Consider the following 18483-nt stretch of genomic DNA (forward strand, 5'->3'; position numbering starts at 1 on the left):
ACATGCACACCCCATTTCGCAGGCACGACAAGCAGCAGGGCGCGATCGCCATCGTGCTCGGGTTGACCCTGGTGGTGCTGTTCGCCATGGGCGGCCTGGTGCTGGACCTGGGCCACCTGTACATCGCCAAGGCCGAACTGCAGAACGGCGCCGACAGCGCCGCCCTGGCAGGGGCCATGGAACTCAATCAAAGCGCGGCCGGCATCGACAATGCACAGACCCAGGCCATCGCCATCGCGCAGAAGAACCGCTACGACTTTTCCACCACGCTCACCATCACGGCCGCCAACATCAGCTTCGGCCCCGGCCCCGACGGCCCCTGGTCATCCGGCGCCAGCGCCCGCACCAGCCCCCAGGGCCAGACCTTCATCCGCGTCGACACGGGCAGCAAGACCTTCGCCACCTACCTGATGGGCATCGCCGGCATCGCCAGCACCAGCACCTCGGGCGTGGCGGTGGCGGGCCGTTTCGTCAACGACGTCACGCCGATCGGCGTGTGCGCCGTCGATCCGGCCAACAAGACGGCGCAATACACGTATCCGGCCGCCCCCGCCGGCACGGGGCTGACGGAGCTGGTGGAATTCGGCTTTCGCCGCGGCGTCACCTACAATCTGTTCGGCCTCAATCCGCTGGGCGGCTCGTCCGACCCCTATCTGATCAATCCCGTCGACGCGCCGCCCGGTAGCTGCAGCGCTTCGCACGCGAGCGCTGCCTCCACCGCGCCGTTCATGTGCACGGGCAGCAGCGCCGTCATCACCAGCGGCACGGGCCAGGTCTACACGAACACGGGTCTGACAGCCTCGCTGGCCGCCTCGCTCAACTCGCGCTTCGACGATTATTCCTCGCCCTCAGTGTGCGATCCCGCGTCGGCCCCGCCCGACACCAACATCAAGGAATATCCTTGCGTGGGCAGCTCGCCGTGCGCCGCCAGCGCCGCCAACTCGCCACCCACCGGCTGGATGCAGCCAGGCGCGAGCACCGTGCCGAGCCAGCAGTCGGTCAGCCTGGCCGGCAACAAGCCGAACTACCGCCTGCCGCCGACCTTCACGACGCCCGTGACGGCCGCCCAGGCGCAGTTCGCCGGCTACGGCGTGCTGTGGTCCTACGGCCCGGCCTACCAAAGCAATGGCGCCACCCCGGCCAAGGCCGGCACGGCGTACAGCGTCACGGACGGCAACGCCAATCCCATGTACAACACCACCAAGGCGAACTACTTCGACACGGCCAGCTACCCGGTCAGCGCCGGCGCCGGCTTCCCCGCCGGCACGCCGCCGTCGCCGTACAACCAGACCAGCGGCCCCACGTTCCAGGCGCCATCGGTGGCCCATCCGGGCCAGCGCAACCGGCGCATCCTCAACGTGGTGCTGGTCGACTGCCGCACGGCGCCCGTGGGGCCGGCTTCGTGCGGCAGCATCAACGCGGTCGGCATCGGCAAGTTCTTCATGACGATGAAGGCCGATTTCAGCGGCGGCACCAAGCGCCTGGACGTCGAGTTCGCGGGCCTGATCGAGCCCGTGCCCAATTCCGAAATCAAGCTCTACAAGTGAGGCGGCCATGCGTACTCCCATTTCCCATCTCAGGCAACGCGGCGGCGCCGCCGTCGAATTCGGCATCGTGCTGGCCCTGCTGGTGACCCTGCTGGCCGGCATCTTCGGCTTCGGCCGCGCCTTCTGGTACTACGACGCGCTGACCAAGGCCACGCGCGACGCGGCGCGCAATATGTCCGTCAAGGCCAAGGCCAGCATCGCCTCGCAGGGCGTGCCCGCCGCCAAGCAGACGGTCGTCGACGCGGCCACCAGCGCCGGCATCAGCGGCTTCACCACGGCCAACGTGACGGTCACCTGCCTGGACGCGAGTTTCGGCGACAGCAGCTGCACCGACGGCACGGCGCCCGGCGGCATCCGCGTCGAGGTCGTCAACTACACGCTGTCGGTCGGCCAGTACCTGCCCTTCGTGATCGGCGCGGCCACCAGCTACACCACGCCGCTGGCGCCGCGCACCACCATGCGCTACATGCTGTAAGGAGAACGCCATGCGCCATCGCCTCCCCCCCACCACCCGGGCCGGCCGCCAGCAAGGCGCCGCCGCCGTCGAATTCGCCCTGGTGGCGCTGCTGTTTTTCACGCTGCTGTTCGCCATCCTGGAATTCGGCCGCCTGCTGTACCTGTACAACACGGTGCAGGAAGTGAGCCGCCGCGCCGCGCGCGAGGCGGTGGTGCGCTGGATCGACCAGACCGACGCCGTCAAGACGCTGGCCCTGTTCGGCGGCACGGCCCTGCCGGCCGCGCCCGAGGTTACGGCGGCCAACATCACCATCAGCTACCTGAACAAGAGCGGCGCCGAGGTGACCCTGGCGCCGGCCGACCCCGGCGACAACCTGTCGGCCTGCGGCGACATCACGCGCACGGCCAGCTGCATCGACAGCGTGCGCGTATCGATCGACAACGTCAGCTACACGCCGATGGTCAGCCTGTTCGGTTTTCTCAATTTCGCCCTGCCCGCCTCGGTGGTCGTCATGCACGCCGAAAGCCTGGGTTTCCAGATCAACTGAACGCCATTACCGGGAGCACCAAGTGAATATCGTCATCGTTTCGAAGAATGAAGCCCAGCTCAAGCGGCTGACCCGCTTGCTGCGCGAACGCAGCACCGCCGACCGCGTCTCGCTGCTGGCGAGCACGCCGGACATGTTCGACAACGGCGTCACGCCGGACCTGCTGCTGCTGGAACAGGAGCACATCGGCGAGGACGAGCTGGAGCGGCTCGAGCTGCTGGGCGGGCGCCACCCTAACCTGGCCATCATCGTGCAATGCCCGCAGCAAAGTCCGCAATTCCTGCTGCGCTCGATGCGCGCCGGCGTGCGCGAAGTGCTGCCGCCCGACGACGATGCCGCATTGTGCGCGGCGCTGCGCCGCATCGAGGAGAAGCTGCAGAAGCAGGTCACGCGCAAGGGCCAGGTGCTGGCCTTCGTCTCGTGCAAGGGCGGCAGCGGCGCCACCTTCATCGCCGCCAATCTCGGCTATGCGCTGGCCGCCGGCGAACAGCGCAAAGTGGCGCTGCTTGACCTGAACCTGCAATTCGGCGACGCCGCCCTGTTCGTCTCGGACCACAAGCCGGCCACCACCCTGTCGCAGCTGTCGCAACAGATCGTACGCCTCGACGCTTCGCTGCTGAACGCCAGCATGATCCAGATCACGCCCTCCTACAGCGTGCTGGCCGCCGCCGACGATCCGGCCCATGCGGCCGACATCGAGGCCGACCATATCGACCGCCTGCTGACCCTGGCGCGCAGCCAGTACGACTACATCGTGCTCGACGTGGGGCGCGGCCTGGACGCCGTCAGCGTGCGCGCGCTGGACCGCGCCGACCTGATCTTCCCCGTGCTGCAGGCAACCCTGCCGTACGTCCGCGACGGCAAGCGCCTGCTCGACGTGTTCCGCGGCCTCGGCTACCGCGAAGACAAGATCCGCCTGATCCTGAACCGCTATGCCAGCAGCGACAGCATCCGCGTGGCCGACCTGGAAGCGGCGTACGGCAAGCACGTCTACAAATCCATCCCCAACCACTACGAGGCGGTGGCGGCCTCCGTCAGCCAGGGCGTGCCCATCCTCAAGCTGGCGCCGCACAATCCCGTCTCGCGCGCCCTGCAGGAACTGGCCGCCAGCCTGGCCGGCGAGACCCCGCCGGCCGCGCAAGGCTGGGTGGCGCGGCTGCTGGCGCGCGCCTGATTCCCCCCATTCACCGGAGACCGACCATGACTGCCGAAAAACTCACCCTGCGGGACCGCCTGGGCTATGCCCAGGATGACGCCAGCCTGAATGACGGCGCCGCGCATCAGGGCGCAGCCAGCCAGAGCTACCAGCAATTGAAGCACCGCACCCACCAGGCCCTGCTCGACCGCGTCGACCTCGAAGGCATGCAGCGCCTGTCGCGCGAGCAGATCCGCGAGGAGCTGAAAATCCTCGTCAGCGACGTGCTCACGGAAGACAATGTGGTCATCAACGACCTGGAACGGCGCTCGCTGATCCGCGACATCCAGGACGAGGTGCTGGGCTTCGGCCCGCTCGAACCGCTGCTGGCCGATCCCAGCGTGTCCGACATCCTCGTCAACACCTACCGCCAGGTGTATGTCGAACGCCATGGCCGCCTGGAACTGAGCGACATCTGCTTCACGGACGACGCCCACCTGATGAAAATCATCGACAAGATCGTCTCGCGCGTGGGCCGCCGCATCGACGAATCGAGCCCGATGGTCGATGCGCGCCTGCCCGACGGCTCGCGCGTGAACGCCATCATCCCGCCGCTGGCCATCGACGGCCCCGTGATGTCGATCCGGCGCTTCTCGGCCCAGCCCCTGCGCCTGGCCGACCTGATGCTGAAACACAGCCTGACCGAGGAAATGAGCACCGTCCTGCAGGCGCTGGGCAAGGCCAAGATGAACATCCTGATCTCGGGCGGCACGGGCAGCGGCAAGACCACCATGCTCAACGCGATTTCCGGCTTCATCAGCGCGGCCGAGCGCATCGTCACCATCGAGGATGCGGCCGAGCTGCAGATGCAGCAGCCGCACGTGGTGCGCCTGGAAACGCGCCCGCCGAACATCGAGGGCAAGGGCGAGGTGACGCAGCGCGCGCTGGTGCGCAATGCCCTGCGCATGCGTCCCGACCGCATCATCCTGGGCGAGGTGCGCGGCGCCGAGGCGCTCGACATGCTGGGCGCCATGAACACGGGCCACGAAGGCTCGATGGCCACCATCCACGCCAACACCCCGCGCGATGCGCTGACGCGGCTGGAAAACATGATCAGCATGGCCTCGGCCGCCCTGCCCGTGAAAGCCATGCGCCAGCAGATCAGCTCGGCCATCAGCGTGGTGGTGCAGGTGTCGCGCCTGACGGACGGCAAGCGCAAGGTCACGTCGATCCAGGAAATCACGGGCATGGAGGGCGAAATGATCACCATGCAGGAGATCTTCACCTTCCGCCAGACGGGCATCGGCGAGGACGGCACGGTGCAGGGGCATTTCCATGCCAGCGGCGTGCGCCCCCGCTTCCTCGAGCGCCTGCGCGCCTTCGGCATCAGCCTGCCGGAGACCCTGTTCGATCCTGCCCGCCAGTACCACTAAGGAGAACGCCATGGACTATCTTTACTACGTATTCGCCATCCTGACCTTCATCGCCGTGGTGCTGCTGATCGAGGGCCTGTACCTGGCGTGGAACAGCGCGCGCGGCCCGGAGGCGGAAAAGGTCGCGCGCCGCCTGCGCATCATGTCGGCCGGCGCGCATGGCGAGACGGGCAGCTCGATGATCAAGAAGCGCCTGCTGAGCGATACCCCGGCCCTGCAGCGCCTGCTGCTCAGCGTGCCCCGGGTGCACGCGCTCGACCGCCTGCTGGAACAGTCGGGACTGACCTGGAGCGTGGCCAGCTTCGCCGGCGTGATGCTGGCCTCGGCCGGCGCCGCGTTTCTGCTGCTTAGCTATTTCAACGTGCCGTGGGCGCTGCGCCTGCCGCTGGCGGCCGGCGCAGCCCTGCTGCCGCTGCTGGTGGTCTTGCGCGCCAAGGCCAAGCGCCTGCAGCGCATCGAGCAGCAATTGCCCGACGCGCTGGACCTGATGGCGCGCGCCCTGCGGGCCGGCCACGCCTTTCCCACGGCCCTGAAGATGGTCGGCGATGAAATGAACGCGCCGCTGGCCGTGGAATTTCGCGCCACCTTCGATGAAGTCAATTTCGGCATCGCCATGCAGGACGCCCTGATGAACCTGGCCACGCGCGTGCCCAGCACCGACCTGCGCTATTTCGTCATCGCCGTGCTGATCCAGCGCGAAACGGGCGGCAACCTGGCCGAACTGCTCGACAGCATCAGCCGCATCATCCGTGAACGCATCAAGCTGCTGGGGCAGGTGCGCGTGCTGTCGGCCGAGGGCCGGCTGTCGGCCTGGATCCTGTCGCTGCTGCCCTTCGGCGCGGCCGCCATGATCCACCTGACCAACCCGCAATTCCTGGAAATGCTGTTTGTCGATCCCGGTGGCCGCAAGATGCTGATCGGCGCCCTGCTGCTGATGGTATGCGGCGTCTTTGTCATGCGCAACATCATCCGCATCCGCGTCTGAGCCCGCAAGGAGAACTCTCATGAATCCCGTGAATATTGCCTTTCTCGCCCTGCTCTTCATTGCCGTGTTCGGCACAGCGCTGGTCGCCCTGCGCAGCTTTTCGCCGGACCCGCTGCGCCAGCGCCTCGACAACGCCGCCGGCAAGGCGCCGCCGTCGCCGGGCGCCTCGGCACCCAACCCCTGGCTGGCGCGCATGGTGCGCCTGACGGGACCGCTGGCAAAACTGTCGCTGCCTGACCAGGGCTGGGAAAACTCGGCCATGCGCCGGCGCTTCATGAATGCCGGCCTGCGCCAGGCTTCCACGCCCATCCTGTTCTTTTCCGCCAAGACCATGCTGGCCATCGGCCTGCCGCTGCTGCTGTTCCTGGGGCTGAGCGCATCGGGCCATCAGATGGCCGGCAAGGCGATCCTGTTCTGGCTGCTGATGGTGGCCGCCGTTGGCTATTACCTGCCCAATATTGTGCTGGCGCAAATGATCAAGCGGCGCCAGCGCGATATCTTCGAAAGCTTTCCCGATGCGCTGGACCTGATGACGGTGTGCGTGGAGGCGGGCCTGGCCATGGATGCGGCGCTGGCCCGCGTCGCCGCCGAAATCGCCCTGAAAAGCACGGTGCTGGCCGAAGAACTGCACCTGGTGATACTGGAGCTGCGCGCCGGCAATACCAAAGAGCGCGCCCTGCGCAACCTGGCCCTGCGCACGGGGGTCGAGGATGTCGACGCGCTGGTGGCCATGCTGATCCAGGCCGAACGCTTCGGCACCAGCATCGCCGCCTCGCTGCGCGTGCAATCGGACCAGCTGCGCACCAAGCGCCGCCAGCGCGCCGAGGAAGAGGCGGCAAAGATCGCCCTCAAGCTGCTGTTTCCGCTGATTTTCTTCATCTTTCCCTCGCTGCTGGTCGTCCTGATGGGACCAGCCTTCCTGCAAATCTACCGCGTGCTCCTGCCCAGCATGGGCAGCGGCAGCTGACCGGAGAATCGCCATGTCACAGCACACCTCATTGATGCTCATGCTGGCCTGCGCCGGCCTGCTGCCCGCCTGCGGCAACCTGCCCGCCCCGGCCAGCAACGCCAGCCGCGCTATGCCGCCCCAGGCGCGCAGCGACGGCAGTCCCGCCACGCGCGCCGCCGCATACTGCAAGCTGGGCAAGCGCATGCAGGAACTGGGCGACCCGCGCGCGGCGCTGGCCGCCTACCACGAAGCGCTGCTGCTCGAACCTGCCTCGCCGGACGCGCGCAATGGCGCCGCCGTGCTGCAAGCCCAGATGGGCCAGCTGGAAACGGCGCGCGCCTTGCTGCAGGCGCTGGTACAGGAAGCTCCGACGGCCAGGACCTACAACAACCTCGGCTACGTGCTGTACCTGCAGGGCGACTACGCCCAGGCGGCCACCCTGCTGCGCCAGTCGCTGCAGCTCGACAACAGCCAGCAGCCGGCGCGCGCCAACCTGGAGCTGGCCATCGCGGCGCTGGGACGCAGCGTCAGCACGCTCGACACGGCCACGGCGGCCATCGCGCCCGATCTGGCGCCAGCGCCCGTACCCGGCGCCCCTGCCACGCGCCTGCAGCTGACGCAGTTGCAGCCCAACATCTTTGTGCTGGGCTGGCGCGACGCGCCCACAGTGAGCAGCGCCCCCATGCAGGCCGGCATCGCAAAGGCCGCGCCAGCGCCGACGGCGGCGCCGGCCAACAAGGCCAGGCTGGAAGTGATCAACGGGAATGGCGAAGCGGGCATGGCCGCGCGCATGCGCAAGCTGCTGGGCGGCATGGGCATCGCCGTCTTCAGGCTGGGCAACCAGCGCCCGTACGGGCAGCAGGCCAGCAGCATCGTCTACCGGCCCGGCCATGCCGTCGACGCGGCCGCGCTGGCAAGGGCGCTGGGCGGCATGCCGCAATTGCAGGCGGAGAAGGACGACGGCACGGGTATCGGCAGCAACGCCGACCTGCGTCTGTTGCTGGGCAAGGATGCCGTGGCGGTCGCCGGCTTGCGCGCGCCGGCGCCGCTGCTGGCGTCGAACCTGGCGCCCTAGCAGCGCTTAGCGGGGCAACAGCCGGCGGTCGGCCGGGTCGAGCAAAAAGCGCTGCAGGATGTCCTGCAGCTGCGGCAGCTGTGCCACATAGGCGGGAATGCCCAGCTGGCGCGCGCCGAAGTAGTGGGCGATGATGTCGCCTTGCTGCTCCATGTTGAAATCGGACAAAGTCCCGCCAGCGCCCGCATCATAGCGGTAGGCACGCTGGCCGATATAGCCGCCGCGCAGCGCCAGCAGCACGCCATGCAGCAGCACGCCGTAGCCGAGCTGGTACTGCCACACGTGCACCATTTCATGGATGAAGAACAGCTTGCCGCCATTGCTTTCGCGGGAAAAGTCGTCACGGTACTGGGCCGGCATGAAATGCAGGCTGCCGCGCGGCGTCATGGCCGTGTTCTGGTCCTGCAGGCCGAACGGCAAAAAGGAACCGCGCACCACGCGCACGCGCGCGTAGTCGATGGCGTCGCGAAAGACGCTGCGGGCCATGGCGGTTTCGCCGATGGTGAGCGGGCGGCGCAGCACGCGCATGACACTCCGTCGGAAGAAAGAAGCGGCAAGTATGAAAGCTTGCCGGATCCTATAACTGCAAGTACCTGACAGAAGCGTAGCGAGCGGCAGTGATTTGTGGCCAAGAAGCGCAACCGTGCTGAAGCACGGTGAGCATCGCAGGCCGCAAAGCGCGACGCGCAGTAGCTTATGTCAGGTACGACTAAGCCGAGCGCAGGCCGCTGGCTGCTTTCGCGATTTCCGTGATGCGGTCCCAGTTGCCGGCCGCGATCGCGTCTTTCGGCGTCAGCCACGAGCCGCCCACGCAGGCGACGTTCTTGCACGCCAGGAACTGCGATGCCGTCTCTTGCGAGATGCCGCCCGTCGGGCAGAACGTGATGTCCGGCAGCGGGCCGTAGATCGCATTGAGCATGCCGATGCCGCCCGCCGGCACGGCCGGGAACAGTTTCAGCTGCTGGAAGCCGTTTTCGCGCGCCGCCATCACTTCGCCGGGCGTCATCACGCCTGGCAGCAGGGGCAGGCCGCTGCTTTTCGCCGCCGCCACCAGGGCCGACGTCAGGCCTGGCGAGACGCCGAAGACGGCGCCCGCATCGCGCGCCTGGGCGAATTCCTCGGGACGCGTCAAGGTGCCGACGCCGACGATGGCGCCCGGCACGGCCGACATGGCGCGGATCGCTTCGAGGCCGTGCCTGGTGCGCAGGGTCACCTCCAGCACGCGGATGCCGCCCGCCACCAGCGCGCGCGCCAGCGGTACGGCGTGGTCAGGGTCGTCGATCGCAATCACGGGGATCACGCTCGAGGTGCGCATAATTTCCAGTAGTGTCATGGTCATCTCTTATTTCCTAGCCAAAAAGTCTTCATCGGAACCCGGTACGGTATCGCCGACATTGTCGGCGTCGTGCAAGGCGACGGTGGTGGGAATCGGCGACGGCAGGCCGAAGGTGGTGGCACCTTCTTCCGCCGCGCTGACGGTGGAACGGAACATGGAAAACAGCTCGCGGCCCATGCCGACGTGGTTCGGCGACAGGTCGGCCGTGACCAGCGAACGCGCATGCCAGACGTCGGCCGGCACCAGCGCCTCCAGTACGCCCGTGAAGGCGTCGAGGCGGATGATGTCGCCGTCGCGCACCAGGCCCAGGGGGCCGCCGGCGAGGATTTCAGGCGAGACGTGGATGGCGGCCGGCACCTTGCCCGACGCGCCCGACATGCGGCCATCCGTGACCAGCGCCACGTGGCGGCCAGCATCCTGCAGGTTGGCCAGCGCCGGGGTCAGCGCATGCAGTTCCGGCATGCCATTGGCGCGCGGGCCCTGGAAGCGCAGCACGGCGACGAAATCGCGGTCCAGCGTGCCGGCCTTGTAGGCGGCCATGAAGTCTTCCTGCGAATTGAACACCAGCGCCGGCGCTTCGACCGTGCGGTGCTGCGGCTTGACGGCCGAGACCTTCATCACGGCGCGGCCCAGGTTACCCGCCACCAGCACCATGCCGCCGTCCGGCGCGAACGGGTTCGAGGCCGGGCGCAGCACGTTTTCGTCGGCGCTGGCCACCGGCGCGTCTTTCCAGAAGACCGTGCCGTCTTCGCCCAGGAACGGCTCCATGCAGTGCGCGCGCAAGCCGTGCCCCAGGATGGTGTTGACGTCCTCGTGCAACAGGCCCGCATCGAGCAGTTCGCGGATCAGGTAACCGGTGCCGCCGGCCGCGTGGAAATGGTTCACGTCGGCGTCGCCGTTCGGGTAGATGCGCGTGAGCATCGGCACGATGGCCGACAGTTCATTGAAATCGTTCCAGTCGATGACGATGCCGGCCGCCTTGGCGATCGCTACCAGGTGCAGGGTGTGGTTGGTCGAACCGCCCGTGGCCAGCAAGCCGACGACGGCGTTGACGATACATTTCTCGTCAACAATATGGCCAACTGGCAAATAACTGGCGCTTTGCGCCGTGATGCCGGCCGCGCGCTGGGCGGCGGCCCTGGTGAGCGCATCGCGCAGCGGCGTGTTCGGCGTGATGAAGGCGGCGCCCGGCAAGTGCAGGCCCATGACTTCCATCAGCATCTGGTTGCTGTTGGCGGTACCGTAGAAGGTACAGGTGCCGGCGCCATGGTAGGCCTTCGATTCGCCTTCAAGCAAGTCTTCGCGCGTGGCCTTGCCTTGCGCATACAGCTGGCGCACCTTGGCTTTTTCCTGGTTCGACAGGCCCGACGTCATCGGACCGGCCGGCACGAAGACGGCCGGCAAGTGGCCGAAGTGCAACGCACCGATCAGCAGGCCCGGCACGATCTTGTCGCACACGCCCAGGTACAGGGCGGCGTCGAACATATTGTGCGACAGCGCCACGGCCGTCGACATGGCGATGGTGTCGCGCGAGAACAGCGACAATTCCATGCCCGGCTGGCCCTGCGTCACGCCATCGCACATGGCGGGCACGCCGCCAGCGAACTGGGCGACGGCGCCCACTTCGCGTACGGCTTGCTTGATAATCTGCGGGAAGCCTTCGAAGGGCTGGTGCGCCGACAGCATGTCGTTGTACGACGAGACGATGGCCACGGACGGCTTCTTGTATTCTTTCAGCGACAGCTTGTCGTTGGCGGGAAAGGCGGCAAAGCCATGCGCCAGGTTGGTGCACGACAGCGCGCCGCGCTGCACGCCCTGGATGCGGGCCGCATCCAGGTGCGCCAGGTAGGCGCCGCGCGATGGCCGGCTGCGCGCGATGATGCGCGCTGTTACGGATTCGACTACTGGATGCAGCGCCATATGGATTTCCTTAAAAATGAGTATTTCGTGAAATTTTACTACAAAATGGTGAAGAAGAAGCACTCTTGCATGGGCCGGCAACAGAAATAAACCACGGCTTGCGGCTTTTCAACGCCACGCCGGAAAATATCGTGCCTCCAGCAGCTGCCAACATCTCTCTTGTGTCACTGGCGCAATCCCTGAAAAAAGCACAACAAAATCGGCTCCCCGCCACAAACTGTAGTGAAATTACGTTTTTCTGATGTATTATTCTCACACCAACGCCGGCACCCCGTTCGCCACGATGAACGCGCCGTGCCCCTTTCAACCGAGACAAGCACCCAAGCCGACCGCCATGCGCCAGCCAGCACCTACTCCTGCCATTACCGCCACCGCCAGTTTCCAGTCCCTGCAAGCGCATAGCGCCAGCCTGCGCGAAGTGCATCTGCGCCAGCTGTTCGCGGCCGACCCCGCGCGCTTTTCCAGCATGACAGTCGATGCGGCCGGCCTGCTGCTCGATTACTCGAAGAACAGGGTCGACAGCACCGCCATGCGCTTGCTGATGGACCTGGCCCGCGAGCGCGGCGTGGAAGCGCAGCGCGAAGCCATGTTCACTGGCGAGAAAATCAATCTTACCGAACATCGGGCCGTTCTGCATACGGCCTTGCGCGCGCCGCGCGGCACGCAACTGGTGGTCGATGGCCAGGATATCGATGCCGACGTGCAAGATGTGCTGCAGCGCGTGAAGGCGTTTACGGACAAGGTGCGCAATGGCAGCTGGCTCGGCTACACGGGCAAGCCGATTTGCGACATCGTCAATATCGGCATCGGCGGCTCGGACCTGGGTCCGAAAATGGCTTGCCTGGCGCTGCGCTCGTATGCCAACCCCGGCCTGGAAATGCACTTTGTTTCCAACGTCGACGGTCACGACATGGAAGCGACCCTGTCGAAAGTCGATCCGGAAACGACCTTGTTCATCGTGGCCTCGAAAACCTTTGTTACCGCTGAAACCATGCTCAACGCCAACACGGCGCGCGCCTGGTTCCTGCTCGAAGGCGAAGAGCAAGACCTGGCCAAGCACTTCGTGGCCGTGTCGACGAACACGCAAGCCATTGTCGACTTCGGCATTGCGCCGGAAAACATGTTCCCGTTCTGGGACTGGGTGGGCGGCCGCTATTCCGTCTGGTCGTCGATCGGCCTGGCCGTCGCGCTGTCGGTCGGCTTTGAATACTTTAGCGATTTCCTGGCCGGCGCGCATGCGATGGATCAACACTTCCGCCAGGCCCCCCTCGAAGACAACATGCCCGTGGTGCTGGCCATGGTGGGCTTCTGGAACCGCCAGTTCCTCGACTGCGCCTCCGTATCCATCGCGCCCTACCACCAGGACCTGAGCCGCTTTGCCGCTTATTTGCAACAGCTGGACATGGAAAGCAACGGCAAGGGCGTCACCAGGGATGGCGTGCCCGTCGACGTGCCCACCGGCCCCGTCATCTGGGGCGATTGCGGCACGAATGCGCAGCACGCGTATTTCCAGCTGCTGCACCAGGGTACGGACATCACGCCCATCGACTTCATCGCTGCCCTGCGCGCCACGCACGACTTGCCGGGTCACCACGATGCCCTGCTGGCCAACTGCTTTGCCCAGTCGGAAGCCTTCATGACAGGCAAGACGGGAGCGGAAGTGCGTCTTGATCTGCAGGCGCAGGGCTTGCCGGAAAGCGAAATCGAAGCGCTGGTGCCGCACAAGACCTTCCCCGGCAACCGCCCCAGCAACACTATCCTGATGGACCAGCTGACCCCGACTACCCTGGGCGCCCTGATCGCGCTGTACGAACACAAGACCTTCGTGCAGGGCGTCTTGTGGAACGTCAACAGTTTCGACCAGTGGGGCGTGGAACTGGGCAAGGTGCTGGCCAAGAAAATCCAGGCCGAGCTGACGGGCGAAGCCCGTCCCGACCACCACGACAGCTCGACCAATGGCTTGATTGCCTTGGCGAAGGCTGCCAAGGCCGCATACTAATAACGCCTAAGCAAACCTGCTGCGCGTCGGTATAGGCAGCCTGCGATGCTCACTGTGCTCAAGCACAGTTCCGCTTCTCGGCCACCTATCCCTTCCGCTCGCTACGGCTTTGTTAAGCGTTCTCCACATTAAGAATAGATGAATATTTACGAAATCAAAGTAGTCAGCGACAAGCCCATGCAAGTGGGCGAATGCCCGCTGTGGCATGGCAAGGAAGCGGCCCTGTACTGGGTTGACATCGATGGCCGTGCCGTGCACCGGCTGCACCCGGCCAGCGGCAAGCATGAACAGTGGGCCATGCCGACAGAACCGTCGGCCCTGGCCATCAACGCCGGCGGCGGGCTGATCGTCGCCCTGCGCAGCGGCTTTGCCCACTTGGACACGAAGACGGGCAGCCTGGCGCACATCGCCCCGGCGCCGTTCGACATGGCCACCACGCGCTTCAATGACGGCAAGGTCGACCCTGCTGGCCGCTTCTGGGTCGGCACGATTTTCGAGCCGCGCAGCGCCGCGGCGGCGGAAATGTTCGTGCTGGAAAAGGGAGAGGTGCGCAAAGTCTGGTCCGGCGGCATGACGGTGTCGAACGGCCTGGGCTTTTCCCCGGACAAGCGCACCATGTACCACGCGGATACCACCACGCACCGCATCGACCGCTTCGACTTCGACGCGGCCACGGGAGCCATTTCCGCACCGCAACCGTTCCAGCGCTTTTCCATGGACAAGACCGCCGCCGACTATGGCGGGCGCCCCGATGGCGCGGCTGTCGACAGCGAAGGCAATTACTGGGCAGCCATGTTTGAAGGCGGCAAGATTTTACGCTTCGCCCCCGATGGCCACCTGCTGGGCGAAATCGCCGTCCCCGTGCGCTGCCCCACCATGGTGACCTTTGGCGGCCCGGACCTGCGCACCCTGTACATCACCAGCGCCAGCCACAACCGCTCCGCCGCCGAGCTCGCCGACTACCCGTTGACGGGCCACGTACTGTCCGTGCGCGTGGACGTGGCCGGCCAGCCGGAAACGCCTTACCAGGCGTAATCGCCTGCCAGCATGAAAAAGCGCCGGACCCTCGCGGGTACCGGCGCTTTTTAACAGGCGGCCACGCGGATTAGCGGGACAGCACCTTGCGGATGGTCTCGGCCAGCTCGGCCGCCACAAACTTGGCCACATAACCGTCGGCGCCCACGCCCTTGACGTGGTCTTCGTTGGTCGAACCCGTCAGCGACGAGTGGATCACCACGGGAATCGACGAAAAACGGCCATCGTTCTTGATGTTGCGCGTCAGGGTAAAGCCATCCATTTCCGGCATTTCCAGGTCCGTCAGCACCAGCGCGACCTTGTCTTTCGCCGTCTTGCCTTCCGTGGCCGCCTGGGCCGAGATCGCTTGCAGGCGCTCCCACGCTTCCTTACCCGTCTTGGTCATGATGAAAGGCACGCCCATCGCTTCGAGGCCCTTTTCGATCAGCGAGCGGGCCAGCGACGAATCGTCGGCGGCCAGGATCACGGCGCCGGCCGGCAAGCGCACTTGCGGGCCGATACTGTTCTCGTCCACGTCCGGGTCGCCTGACGGCAGCACGTTGCGCAGGATTTGCTCCACGTCCAGCACTTGCGCCAGGCGCGTCTTGTCCGTGTCGCCATCGAGGCGGGCGATGCTGGTGACCAGGCCGCCGCCCACGCTCGATTCGGCCGACAGCACCTGGTTCCATTCCAGGCGCACGATTTCATCGACCTCTTCCACGGCAAAGGCCTGTGTCGACCGGGCAAACTCCGTCACCATCAGGATCTTCAAGCCGCTGCTCTTGCAGCCCACCGCCATCGGCAAGTCGATCACGGGCACGATCTGGCCGCGGATGTTGACCACGCCCAACATATGGGGATGGGAACCGGCTACCGCCGTGATAGCCGGCATCTCCATGATTTCACGGACTTTGAACACATTGATGCCGAACAGTTCGCGGCTGGCCGAGTGATCGCTGGTGCCCAGCTTGAACAGGAACAGTTCAAATTTATTATTGCCTGTCAGGCTGGTGCGTTCATCGACGTCCTGCTGCATTGAATTCATTGTGTCCCCTTGAGCCGTCTTGTAAAGTTAGGTCTGCCTGCCCGCGATGCGGACAGTACTGACTGCACGCCGCATGGACGTCGGGAGGCGGGTTCGGGGCATGGCCGGCGCTGCGGTGCAGTAATCGCGCAACTGCGTACTACCAATAGTTGCATCGATTCGAGTCTGAATTATACGGTTTTTTACTTTCCTCAAAGCTACTTTACGCCGCCAACCGCCATCCTGACAGCATTTCTTGACTTCTCTGTTGCTATAGCGCAAATCGTGATCAAAAGCATGGGAAATTTCCCGCGCAACCATGGTTGCTTTGAAAAGTCGGACGGCGCAAGCGCCGCGCGCCAGCGGCGGCGAAGGGCATATAATGACCACGCAACAGTCCAGCGCGCATATGCAGGGCAAAACTGCGACGGAAGCGCATGGAATGTAGTAAAATTTCTTGCAATTGCTGGTTCTGCGTAGTAAATTTACACCATCGATTTTAGTAGCGACAGACTGGCACTTCCGGTCGGCCTCCTCCCGCTCCGGCTCTTTTACTTTTGCGACGACACTCACTTATGGTTCTTACCGATTTTGACCTGGTCCTGTTTGGCGGCAGCGGCGATTTAGCAATGCGCAAATTGCTGCCTGCCATGTATGCGCGCGACGTCGCCAACGATTTGCCGCCGACGGCGCGCATCATCTGCGTGGGCCGCCAGGACAGCGGCCAGGACGCCTTCCTGAAAATGGTGGAAAGCAACTCGCGCCCGCACATCAAGGCCAGCACGCTGAACGCCGCCACCTGGAGCAAGTTTTGCGCGCGCATCGTGTACGTCTCGCTCAACGCCAGCGATGCGTCCACCTATGCCCCGCTGGTCGAAGCGCTGCGCGGCGACGCCGACCTGACGCGCGTGTACTACCTGGCCACGCCGCCGCATCTGTTCGCCTTGATCTGCGACAACCTGGAAGAAAATGGCCTGGTCACGCCAAATTCGCGCGTGGTGCTGGAAAAACCGCTGGGCCGCGACCTGGCCAGCGCCAAGCAGATCAACGCCGAAGTGGGCAAGGTCTTCCAGGAATCGCAGATCTACCGTATCGACCATTACCTGGGCAAGGAAACCGTGCAGAACTTGCTGGCCCTGCGCTTCGGCAACATCCTGTTCGAACCGCTGTGGCGCCGCGAATGGATTTCCGACGTGCAGATCACCATCGCCGAGAAGTTGGGCGTAGGCAACCGCATGGGTTACTACGACACGTCGGGCGCGCTGCGCGACATGCTGCAGAATCACTTGCTGCAACTGCTGTGCATCGTCGCCATGGAGCCGCCGACCTCGATCGCGCCGGACGCCGTGCGCGATGAAAAGCTGCAAGTGTTGCGCTCGCTCAAGAAATTCACGCCGACCACCCTGGCGCAAAACATCGTGCGCGGCCAGTACCGCGCCGGCCACGTCGATGGCGCCACAGTGCCGAGCTACCGCGACGAGCCCGATGCGCCGGAACATTCGCGCACCGAAACCTTCGTTGCGCTGAAGGCGGAAATCGACACCTGGCGCTGGGCCGGCGTGCCGTTCTACCTGCGCACGGGCAAACGCATGGCCGACAGCCTGGCCGAGATCGTCGTGCGCTTCAAGCAGATTCCGCATTCGATCTTCAACCAGCCCACGTCCAGCTTCCAGCCGAACTGCCTGGTGATCCGTTTGCAGCCGGACGAAGGCTTGCGCATGAACCTGATGGCGAAAACCCCGGGCGACGGCATGCGCTTGAAACCGGCGGAGCTGGAACTCGATTTCCGCGAATCGTTCAAGACCCCGCGCATGGACGCCTACGAGCGATTGCTGCTCGACGTCCTGCGCGGCCAGCTGACCCTGTTCATGCGCGGCGACGAGCTGGAAGCGGCCTGGGAATGGGTCGAGCCGATTCTCGACAACTGGGAACAGAACGACAGCGCGCCGATTCCGTACACGGCCGGCACCTGGGGCCCCGCGGCCGCCAGCGCCCTGATCGGCCGCGACGGCTTGCAGTGGCGTGAAGAGGCCTTGCCAGAGGACTGAAGCCGTTAAGATTTGGCTTAACCCTGAACGGCGAAATACTGGGGTCGGACCCTGAGGGTCCGACCCCGGAACTTTGCTTTTGGGGTGAAAAGGACGCAAACTTACGGCATTACAGCCAGAAGATCAATCAATGCTACTCGATTCCATCCGCACCCAGCTCGATTCGCTCTCCAAGTCGGAGAAGAAGGTCGCGCTGGCCGTGCTAGACCAGCCTAACCAGACGGTCAGCCAGAACATCACGGCGCTGGCGAAAAGCGCGCAGGTGTCGGAACCGACCGTGGTGCGCTTTTGTCGTACCCTGGGCTATGACGGCTGGCATGAATTCAAGCTGAAACTGGCGCAGGGCCTGGCCCTGGCCATGCCGGGCGCGAACGAGCAGCCGGCGCAGGACGACCTGGCGGCCGACCTGGTGAATAAAATCTGCAGCCGCTCGATCAATACCCTGCTCGACCTGCGCAACAACCTGAATCCGGAAGCGATACAGCGCGCACTCGACATCCTCTCGCGCGCCAGCAAGATCGAATTCTATGGCCAGGGCACGTCGGGCATCGTGGCGGCCGACGCGCAACACAAATTCTTCCGCTCGGGCGTGCCGACGGTCGCCTACAGCGACCCGAACATCCACAGCATCGCGGCGGCCCTGCTGCGCGGCGGCGACTGCCTGGTGGCCATCTCGCAGCGCGGCAACAGCCCCGCCCTGGTGCGCTCCGTGAAACTGGCGCGCCGCGGCGGTGCCGACGTCGTCGTGCTGGCCCCATCGGGCACGCCGCTGGCCGACCTGGCCACCGTGCTGATCCCGATCGACCTGGTCTTCAACACCGACCCCTACACGCCCATTTCGGCGCGCCTGGCCTACCTGGTCGTGATCGACGTGCTGGCAGTGGGCCTGGCCCTGCAGCGCGGGCCGGAATTCCGCAAGAAGATGCAAAATGCACAAAAGGCGCTGCAGGAATTCGACATGCAGTTCGATTCCTTCATCGGCTGATCCTCCAACGGCGCCAGCCTCGCTGGTGC

Annotated in this window: 16 protein-coding genes; 12 read left to right on the forward strand and 4 right to left on the reverse strand. The window is 65.2% G+C overall.

What is annotated here, in order from left to right:
• Positions 1–2: 2 nt before the first annotated feature.
• Genes AC07VI_RS01350 through AC07VI_RS01385 form a run of 8 tightly spaced genes read left to right on the forward strand, consistent with a single transcriptional unit; the run spans position 3 to position 8128 of the window.
• Positions 3–1547, forward strand: a complete 1545-nt coding sequence (locus AC07VI_RS01350) for a pilus assembly protein TadG-related protein (protein ID WP_492995446.1) — start codon at positions 3–5, stop codon at positions 1545–1547.
• A gap of 7 nt (positions 1548–1554) precedes the next feature.
• The gene (locus AC07VI_RS01355; protein ID WP_086146895.1) at positions 1555–2022 is read left to right on the forward strand and encodes a TadE/TadG family type IV pilus assembly protein; all 468 of its coding nucleotides are present in this window, start codon (positions 1555–1557) and stop codon (positions 2020–2022) included.
• A 10-nt stretch (positions 2023–2032) separates the two neighbouring features.
• Complete coding sequence (locus AC07VI_RS01360) at positions 2033–2551, forward strand: TadE/TadG family type IV pilus assembly protein (protein ID WP_099420925.1); 519 nt, start codon at positions 2033–2035, stop codon at positions 2549–2551.
• A 22-nt stretch (positions 2552–2573) separates the two neighbouring features.
• Positions 2574–3725: a CpaE/TadZ family protein gene (locus AC07VI_RS01365; RefSeq protein ID WP_086146893.1), complete on the forward strand. Its 1152-nt coding sequence runs from the start codon at positions 2574–2576 to the stop codon at positions 3723–3725.
• 26 nt (positions 3726–3751) lie between these two features.
• A complete protein-coding gene (locus AC07VI_RS01370) occupies positions 3752–5119 on the forward strand; it encodes a TadA family conjugal transfer-associated ATPase (RefSeq protein WP_099375017.1) in 1368 nt (455 codons plus the stop codon).
• A 10-nt stretch (positions 5120–5129) separates the two neighbouring features.
• Positions 5130–6104: a type II secretion system F family protein gene (locus AC07VI_RS01375; protein ID WP_086146892.1), complete on the forward strand. Its 975-nt coding sequence runs from the start codon at positions 5130–5132 to the stop codon at positions 6102–6104.
• A 19-nt stretch (positions 6105–6123) separates the two neighbouring features.
• The gene (locus AC07VI_RS01380; protein ID WP_086146891.1) at positions 6124–7071 is read left to right on the forward strand and encodes a type II secretion system F family protein; all 948 of its coding nucleotides are present in this window, start codon (positions 6124–6126) and stop codon (positions 7069–7071) included.
• Positions 7072–7084: 13 nt separating this feature from the next.
• Positions 7085–8128, forward strand: coding sequence for a LytR C-terminal domain-containing protein (locus AC07VI_RS01385; protein WP_492995450.1), 1044 nt, complete (start codon positions 7085–7087; stop codon positions 8126–8128).
• Positions 8129–8134: 6 nt separating this feature from the next.
• On the opposite strand, the gene AC07VI_RS01390 is transcribed toward AC07VI_RS01385, so the two are convergent.
• The 3 genes from AC07VI_RS01390 to edd form a co-directional block, all read right to left on the reverse strand.
• Entirely contained in the window at positions 8135–8656 is a 522-nt protein-coding gene (locus tag AC07VI_RS01390) for a hypothetical protein (RefSeq protein WP_086146889.1), read from the reverse strand.
• A 181-nt stretch (positions 8657–8837) separates the two neighbouring features.
• The gene (gene eda / locus AC07VI_RS01395) at positions 8838–9467 is read right to left on the reverse strand and encodes a bifunctional 4-hydroxy-2-oxoglutarate aldolase/2-dehydro-3-deoxy-phosphogluconate aldolase (RefSeq protein ID WP_086146888.1); all 630 of its coding nucleotides are present in this window, start codon (positions 9465–9467) and stop codon (positions 8838–8840) included.
• 3 nt (positions 9468–9470) lie between these two features.
• Complete coding sequence (gene edd / locus AC07VI_RS01400; RefSeq protein ID WP_086146887.1) at positions 9471–11384, reverse strand: phosphogluconate dehydratase; 1914 nt, start codon at positions 11382–11384, stop codon at positions 9471–9473.
• A gap of 334 nt (positions 11385–11718) precedes the next feature.
• Between edd and pgi the strand changes: the two genes are divergently transcribed.
• Together pgi and AC07VI_RS01410 are read left to right on the forward strand one after the other, a co-directional pair.
• Entirely contained in the window at positions 11719–13383 is a 1665-nt protein-coding gene (gene pgi, locus AC07VI_RS01405) for a glucose-6-phosphate isomerase (RefSeq protein WP_086146886.1), read from the forward strand.
• Between the two features lie 138 nt (positions 13384–13521).
• Positions 13522–14418 carry an SMP-30/gluconolactonase/LRE family protein gene (locus AC07VI_RS01410; RefSeq protein WP_086146885.1) on the forward strand — a complete coding sequence of 299 codons (897 nt, stop codon included), beginning with the start codon at positions 13522–13524 and terminating at the stop codon, positions 14416–14418.
• Between the two features lie 70 nt (positions 14419–14488).
• On the opposite strand, the gene AC07VI_RS01415 is transcribed toward AC07VI_RS01410, so the two are convergent.
• The gene (locus AC07VI_RS01415; RefSeq protein WP_086146884.1) at positions 14489–15442 is read right to left on the reverse strand and encodes a chemotaxis protein; all 954 of its coding nucleotides are present in this window, start codon (positions 15440–15442) and stop codon (positions 14489–14491) included.
• Between the two features lie 554 nt (positions 15443–15996).
• On the opposite strand from AC07VI_RS01415, the gene zwf reads away from it, so the two are divergent.
• Together zwf and AC07VI_RS01425 are read left to right on the forward strand one after the other, a co-directional pair.
• A complete protein-coding gene (gene zwf, locus AC07VI_RS01420) occupies positions 15997–17469 on the forward strand; it encodes a glucose-6-phosphate dehydrogenase (RefSeq protein WP_492995454.1) in 1473 nt (490 codons plus the stop codon).
• Positions 17470–17599: 130 nt separating this feature from the next.
• Positions 17600–18454, forward strand: coding sequence for an SIS domain-containing protein (locus AC07VI_RS01425; RefSeq protein ID WP_034750862.1), 855 nt, complete (start codon positions 17600–17602; stop codon positions 18452–18454).
• Positions 18455–18483: the final 29 nt, after the last annotated feature.

It is taken from the genome of Janthinobacterium sp. GW821-FHT03A03 (assembly GCF_059421435.1).

Excerpts from the sequence above, each read along its gene's own strand:
- AC07VI_RS01370 (WP_099375017.1), top strand. The coding sequence starts at position 3,752 with ATGACTGCCGAAAAACTCACCCTGCGGGACCGCCTGGGCTATGCCCAG.
- AC07VI_RS01355 (WP_086146895.1), top strand. The coding sequence starts at position 1,555 with ATGCGTACTCCCATTTCCCATCTCAGGCAACGCGGCGGCGCCGCCGTC.
- AC07VI_RS01380 (WP_086146891.1), top strand. The coding sequence starts at position 6,124 with ATGAATCCCGTGAATATTGCCTTTCTCGCCCTGCTCTTCATTGCCGTG.
- AC07VI_RS01385 (WP_492995450.1), top strand. The coding sequence starts at position 7,085 with ATGTCACAGCACACCTCATTGATGCTCATGCTGGCCTGCGCCGGCCTG.
- AC07VI_RS01375 (WP_086146892.1), top strand. The coding sequence starts at position 5,130 with ATGGACTATCTTTACTACGTATTCGCCATCCTGACCTTCATCGCCGTG.
- AC07VI_RS01350 (WP_492995446.1), top strand. The coding sequence starts at position 3 with ATGCACACCCCATTTCGCAGGCACGACAAGCAGCAGGGCGCGATCGCC.
- AC07VI_RS01425 (WP_034750862.1), top strand. The coding sequence starts at position 17,600 with ATGCTACTCGATTCCATCCGCACCCAGCTCGATTCGCTCTCCAAGTCG.
- AC07VI_RS01410 (WP_086146885.1), top strand. The coding sequence starts at position 13,522 with ATGAATATTTACGAAATCAAAGTAGTCAGCGACAAGCCCATGCAAGTG.
- eda (WP_086146888.1), bottom strand. The coding sequence starts at position 9,467 with ATGACCATGACACTACTGGAAATTATGCGCACCTCGAGCGTGATCCCC.
- edd (WP_086146887.1), bottom strand. The coding sequence starts at position 11,384 with ATGGCGCTGCATCCAGTAGTCGAATCCGTAACAGCGCGCATCATCGCG.
- AC07VI_RS01360 (WP_099420925.1), top strand. The coding sequence starts at position 2,033 with ATGCGCCATCGCCTCCCCCCCACCACCCGGGCCGGCCGCCAGCAAGGC.
- zwf (WP_492995454.1), top strand. The coding sequence starts at position 15,997 with ATGGTTCTTACCGATTTTGACCTGGTCCTGTTTGGCGGCAGCGGCGAT.
- AC07VI_RS01390 (WP_086146889.1), bottom strand. The coding sequence starts at position 8,656 with ATGCGCGTGCTGCGCCGCCCGCTCACCATCGGCGAAACCGCCATGGCC.
- pgi (WP_086146886.1), top strand. The coding sequence starts at position 11,719 with ATGCGCCAGCCAGCACCTACTCCTGCCATTACCGCCACCGCCAGTTTC.
- AC07VI_RS01415 (WP_086146884.1), bottom strand. The coding sequence starts at position 15,442 with ATGAATTCAATGCAGCAGGACGTCGATGAACGCACCAGCCTGACAGGC.